The organism is uncultured Acetatifactor sp., from assembly GCF_948601915.1.
Taxonomy (GTDB): Bacteria; Bacillota; Clostridia; order Lachnospirales; family Lachnospiraceae; genus Acetatifactor.
Genome location: NZ_CAPDXS010000013.1, coordinates 38,399 through 44,172, shown reverse-complemented (window position 1 = coordinate 44,172; position 5,774 = coordinate 38,399). Strand labels below are relative to the sequence as shown.

Annotated in this window: 5 protein-coding genes; all 5 read left to right on the top strand. The window is 59.1% G+C overall.

The window, feature by feature from the left end:
• Nucleotides 1–64 precede the first annotated feature (64 nt).
• The 5 genes from Q2B33_RS03790 to Q2B33_RS03770 all read left to right on the top strand — a co-directional run bounded on the left by Q2B33_RS03790 (nucleotide 65) and on the right by Q2B33_RS03770 (nucleotide 5,477).
• Nucleotides 65–1,840, top strand: coding sequence for a hypothetical protein (locus Q2B33_RS03790; RefSeq protein ID WP_300565299.1), 1,776 nt, complete (start codon nucleotides 65–67; stop codon nucleotides 1,838–1,840).
• Nucleotides 1,841–1,948: 108 nt separating this feature from the next.
• Nucleotides 1,949–2,569 carry an imidazole glycerol phosphate synthase subunit HisH gene (gene hisH / locus Q2B33_RS03785; RefSeq protein WP_300565301.1) on the top strand — a complete coding sequence of 207 codons (621 nt, stop codon included), beginning with the start codon at nucleotides 1,949–1,951 and terminating at the stop codon, nucleotides 2,567–2,569.
• Complete coding sequence (hisF, locus tag Q2B33_RS03780) at nucleotides 2,569–3,327, top strand: imidazole glycerol phosphate synthase subunit HisF (RefSeq protein WP_300565303.1); 759 nt, start codon at nucleotides 2,569–2,571, stop codon at nucleotides 3,325–3,327. The genes hisH and hisF overlap by 1 nt, the downstream gene beginning before the upstream one ends.
• Nucleotides 3,328–3,439: 112 nt before the next feature.
• Nucleotides 3,440–4,114 carry a uracil-DNA glycosylase gene (locus Q2B33_RS03775; protein WP_300565305.1) on the top strand — a complete coding sequence of 225 codons (675 nt, stop codon included), beginning with the start codon at nucleotides 3,440–3,442 and terminating at the stop codon, nucleotides 4,112–4,114.
• Between the two features lie 88 nt (nucleotides 4,115–4,202).
• Complete coding sequence (locus Q2B33_RS03770) at nucleotides 4,203–5,477, top strand: diaminopimelate decarboxylase (protein ID WP_300565307.1); 1,275 nt, start codon at nucleotides 4,203–4,205, stop codon at nucleotides 5,475–5,477.
• The last annotated feature ends 297 nt before the right edge of the window (nucleotides 5,478–5,774 follow it).

Sequence of the window (5,774 nt, the reverse complement as noted above, 5' to 3'; positions counted from 1 at the left end):
AGATCTACACTCTTTCCCTACACGACGCTCTTCCGATCTATTCATAGAAACCGGAGGAGAGAACATGCCTTCCAATGAGGACAAGAACAGAAACGGAAATGCGGAATCGGACAGCTTGGGGATAGATGCCCTCACGGAGCTGTCTGCGGAGGAGATAGAAAAGCTCCTGGCAGAGGGCGCGGGGACGCGTCCGGAGGAGCCTGAGGATGTGCCCCAGGGGGACGTCCTCGACATGCTGGAGGAAGCAGGGGACCATGAGGACGACGATTTGCTGGACATTCAGGACATGCTGAAGAAGTCCGACAGGAACGAGGCAATCGACGCGGGAGCGGAGGAGGAGACGGGCTCTCGCCAGGGCCCGGCAGACCGGCTGCTTGCGGACATAGAAGGGGCGGAAGAGTCGGTGGCGCCGCCTGCTGACGCCAAGGCGCGCAAAGCGGAGAAGAAAGCGCGGAAGGCCCAGGAAAAGGCGGAAAAGGCAGCCAGACGGAAAGCGGAAAAGGAGGCGGCCAAAGCCGGGAAGGCGGCGAAGCGGGGAAAGAAGCGCGGCGGAAAGGATTCGGAGCCGTCGGAGACGAAGGCGGAGGGCTCCGGGGAGATTGAGGAGTTCGACATGCTTCTGGACAGGGACCTGCTGGACAGCATCGTCTCCGACGCGGGCAATGTGGGACGCGGGGAAGAGAGGGAATCCGCCGGGAAACCCGGTGGATTCAGCGTCAATGAGCTGGGAAAGGAATATGACGCTGCCCGGGAGCGGGAGAAAGCGCCGGAAGCGGAAAGGATGAAGGAAGAGGACGTGGCGCCAGTAAAAGAAAAGACAGCGGAATCCGATATCATGGAGCTGGATATGGACGAGATAGATGCCTTTATCCCGGACATCTCCAGCGGGCCGCAGGAAGAGGCAGGAGCAAAGCGCAAGGGCGGCTTCATGTCCAAAATCATTACCATGCTGACCGAGGAAGAGCCGGAGAATGAAGATATCCCCATGTCTGAGGAGAACCAGGAGATCCTGAAGGACCTGGACAAAGAAAAGGCCAGCGGCAAGAAAGCGAAAAAGGCGAAGAAGCCCGCCAAGAAGAAAGAGAAGAAGAAAAAAGCGCCTAAGCCTGCCAAGCCGCCGAAACCCAAGAAGCCGAAGAAGGAAAAGGAGCCGGAGCCCTATACCAGCAAGAAGCTGACCTTCAAAAAGTCCCTGCCCATCTTGCTGCTGGGTGCTACGGTAGGCGCCGTGGTGTTCATCTTCGTGAACCTGGCTACGGACTATTCCGTAAAGCAGGAGGCCGCGGAGGCTTTCAGCAACGGGGACTATCAGACCTGCTACCAGAACCTGTACGGCAAGAAGCTGGATGAGGAGCAGGCCCGGATGTACGGAAAGGCAGAGAGCATCCTCTATATGGAACAGGAGTGCAGGAAGTACGAAATCGTCCTGAAAAACGGCACCGAGCTGCAGGCGGTGGACAGTCTGCTCCGGACAGTGGCGGATTTTCCGGCCGTCCAGGAATATGCCGCCCAGTGCGAGGCTCTGCCGGAGGTAGAGCAGCTCTATGCCGGCATCCTGGGCATCTTGTCCGACAAGTATGGCATCACGGAGGAGCAGGCGAAGGAAATCGCGGCACTGGGGAGCCGCATTGAGTATACCAGAGCCGTCACCGCGCTGGCGGAAGGAAAGGGATACGGTTCCGGGAGCACGCCCGCCGTGCCCCAGCAGCCGGAAGGGGATTCCAGCGATGCGGGGGAGGCTGAGGGGCAGCCCGGGGGAGCGCCCGAGGACGGAGCGGATGCCATTGTGGACGAACTGCCGGAAGAGGCTGAGCTGGGAGAGGAAAATTTTGCGGACTGACGCCGGAAAGGGCGGGGACGGAAGAGGGGAATTTCGCAGACCGATGCCGGAATATGCCGCGTCCGCCGAGAGGGAAGGATATAGCGGCAGAATGTGGGAAGATGCAATATGATAGCGATTATCGATTATGATGCAGGGAATATAAAAAGCGTCGAGAAAGCGCTGCTCCATCTGGGACAGGAGGCGGCAGTCACCAGGGACGCGGAAGCAATCCTGGGGGCTGACGGCGTAATCCTGCCCGGGGTGGGGGCATTCGGGGATGCCATGGAGAAGCTGCAGGCTTACGGACTGGTGGATGTAATCCATCGGTGCGTGGAGTCCGGGAAGCCCTTCCTGGGAATCTGCCTGGGGCTGCAGCTACTGTTCGACAGCAGCGAGGAGAGCCCTGGGGCGGAGGGGCTCCATGTCCTGGAGGGGCGGATCCTGCGGATACCCGCTTCCGGCGGGCTGAAGATTCCCCATATCGGATGGAACGATCTGAGCTTTCCCCGGAAGGGGCGGCTGTTTGAGGGACTGGAGGGAAATCCGTATGTCTATTTCGTCCATTCCTATTATCTGCAGGCCGCGGATGAGGGCATCGTTACCGCATGTACGGAATATGGGACACATATACACGCTTCTGTAGAGAAAGGGAATGTGTTCGCCTGCCAGTTCCATCCGGAGAAGAGCTCCGGGGCGGGGATGGGAATCCTGCGGAATTTCTGCAGAATCTGTATGGGGGAGGGCTGATGCATACAAAGAGGGTGATCCCCTGTCTTGACATCAAGGACGGCAGGGTGGTAAAAGGAATCAATTTCGTGAATCTGCGGGACGCGGGAGACCCGGCGGACGTGGCCGCGGCATACGATAAGGCCGGGGCGGACGAGGTGGTGTTCCTGGACATCACGGCTTCCTCGGACAGCCGCAATACCCAGCTTGAATGGGTGCGGCGGGTGGCCGCGGAGCTGTTCATTCCCTTCACGGTGGGCGGAGGCATCCGCACGGTGGAGGATTTCCGGGCAATCCTGCGGGAGGGCGCGGACAAGATTTCCGTGAACTCGGCGGCAATCATGAATCCGGGGCTGATATCCGACGCGGCGGACAAATTCGGAAGCCAGTGCGTGGTGGTGGCCATCGACGCCAAGAGGCGGCCGGGCGGGGGCTACAGCGTGTATAAGAACGGCGGCCGGGTGGACGTAGGGCTGGACGCGGTGGAATGGGCCATGGAGGCGGAGCGCCTGGGGGCCGGGGAAATCCTGCTGACCAGCATGGACGGGGACGGCACCAAGGCCGGATACGATTTGGAGCTGACCAAAGCAGTGGCGGATGCGGTGGACATCCCGGTGATCGCCTCCGGCGGCGCGGGGGAGCCGGCGCATTTCTACGAGGCTCTGGCGGACGCGGGGGCCGAGGCGGTGCTGGCGGCGTCCCTGTTCCATTATAAGGAGCTGGAGATAGGGCAGGTGAAGGAGTATCTGCGCAGCCGGGGCATCAGCGTGAGGCTGTAAGCGCGGCGGGCACCGGGACATTCTTCCGGCAGCTGGCGGCGTGACGGGCCGGAGAGAAGAGGCTGCAGAGCGCAATGGCGGACGACAGATAAAGAAAGGATGGACAGAAGAAGTGGCAATGATTGAAAATGACTGGCTGGCGGAGTTGGGGCCGGAATTTCATAAGCCTTATTACAAAACGCTGTATGAGTTTGTGAAGACGGAGTATGATACCAGGCAGGTGTTCCCGCCTGCGGAGGATATCTTCAACGCCTTCCATCTGACGCCTCTTAGCGAGGTGAAGGTGGTCATCATCGGGCAGGATCCCTACCACAATGTGGGACAGGCCCATGGGCTCTGCTTTTCCGTGAAGCCCGATGTAAACATTCCGCCGTCTTTGGTGAACATCTACAAGGAGCTCCATGACGACTTGGGCTGCTATGTCCCCAACAACGGCTATCTGGTGAAATGGGCGCAGCAGGGGATCCTGATGCTGAACACGGTGCTGACAGTGCGGGCCCACCAGGCCAATTCCCACAGGGGCAAGGGCTGGGAGGAGTTCACGGACGCGGCGATCCGCGCCCTGAACAAGCAGGACAGGCCCATAGTCTTCATCCTCTGGGGGCGGCCCGCCCAGGCCAAGGAGAAGATGCTGGACAATCCGAAGCACCTGATACTGAAGGCAGCCCATCCCAGCCCCTACTCCGCAAACAGCGGCTTCTTCGGCAGCAGACCCTTCAGCCAGACCAACCGCTTCCTGGAGGAGAACGGGCTGGAGCCCATCGACTGGCAGATTGAGAATGCTTGACAATAGAATCCTGCTCCTGAATCCTATGTTATGCAAACGGCGGAAAACCAGGAGACAGAATTGACTACAATGGAGAATGCAGATTACAATGGAAAAGAAAGCATTTGTCACCAGACAGCTGGTGGAGGAAATCGCAAAGACCTATCCGACCCCCTTTCATATCTATGACGAGAGGGGGATTCGTGAGAATGCCAGAGCTCTGAAGGAGGCGTTCTCCTGGAATCCGGGGTACAAGGAGTTCTTCGCGGTGAAGGCGGCTCCCAATCCCTTTTTGATGGAGATTCTGAAGGAATATGGCTGCGGCAGCGACTGCTCGTCCTATACGGAGCTGATGCTTGCCGGCGCGGTGGGCATGAAGGGGGAGGACATCATGTTCTCCTCTAACGAGACGCCGGCGGAGGAGTATGTCCTGGCGGCGAAGCTGGGGGCAACCATCAATTTAGACGATATCACGCACATAGACTTCCTGGAGAAGACTTTGGGGTATCTGCCGAAGACCTTAAGCTGCCGGTTCAATCCCGGCGGATATTTCGCCATGGGAACGGACATCATGGACAATCCGGGGGATGCCAAGTACGGATTTACAAAAGAGCAGATGTTTGAGGGCTTCCGCATCCTGAAGGAGAGGGGCGTGGAGCGCTTCGGCATCCACGCGTTCCTGGCCAGCAATACGGTGTCTAACGAATACTATCCGGAACTGGCCAGGCAGCTTTTCGAGCTGGCCGTGGAGCTGCAGCGGGAGACGGGGGCGAAAATCGCTTTCGTCAACCTGTCCGGGGGCATTGGGATTCCCTATCGCCCGGATCAGGAGCCCAATGACATCCGGGTCATCGGGGAGGGCGTGCGGAAGGCCTTTGAGGAGATTCTGACCCCGGCGGGGATGGGGGACGTGGCCATCTACACCGAGCTTGGCCGGTACATGACCGGGCCTTACGGGCATCTGGTGACGAAGGTGATCCACGAGAAGCATATCCATAAGGAGTACGCAGGGGTTGACGCCTGCGCGGTAAATCTGATGCGGCCCGCCATGTACGGCGCGTACCATCATATCACGGTGCTGGGCAAGGAGGACGCGCCCTGCGACCATACCTATGACGTGGTGGGATCGCTGTGTGAGAACAATGACAAATTCGCCATCGACCGGGCGCTGCCAAAGGTGGAGATCGGGGACTATATGGCGATTCACGACACCGGGGCACATGGATTTTCCATGGGGTACAATTACAACGGGAAGCTGAAATCCGCGGAGCTGTTGCTCAAGGAGGACGGGAGCGTGGAGCTGATCCGCCGGGCGGAGACGCCGAAGGATTATTTTGCCACATTTGACGGATTTGAGATATTTGACAGGATGTTTCCGGAGTGACAGGAGGCTGTGACGGGCAGGCGGTCACGGCTGTGAGAGGGCATGACGGAAGAGTTTCAGGGCCTGTAGCGTAGGACAGGGCGGGGCTGCAGCAAGGCGGACTGCGGATTGGGTCTTTCAGAGGCCGGGAGGGATTTGTATGAGGTATCCGAAACATTTGCCAAAGGGAGGCACGATCGGTTTTCTGGCGCCGTCCTTCGGCTGCAATATCGAGCCCTATCGGACAGCTTTTGGCCATGCCCTGGAAAAGTGGCGGGAAATGGGATATCACACGGTTCTCGGGCCGAACTGCTACCT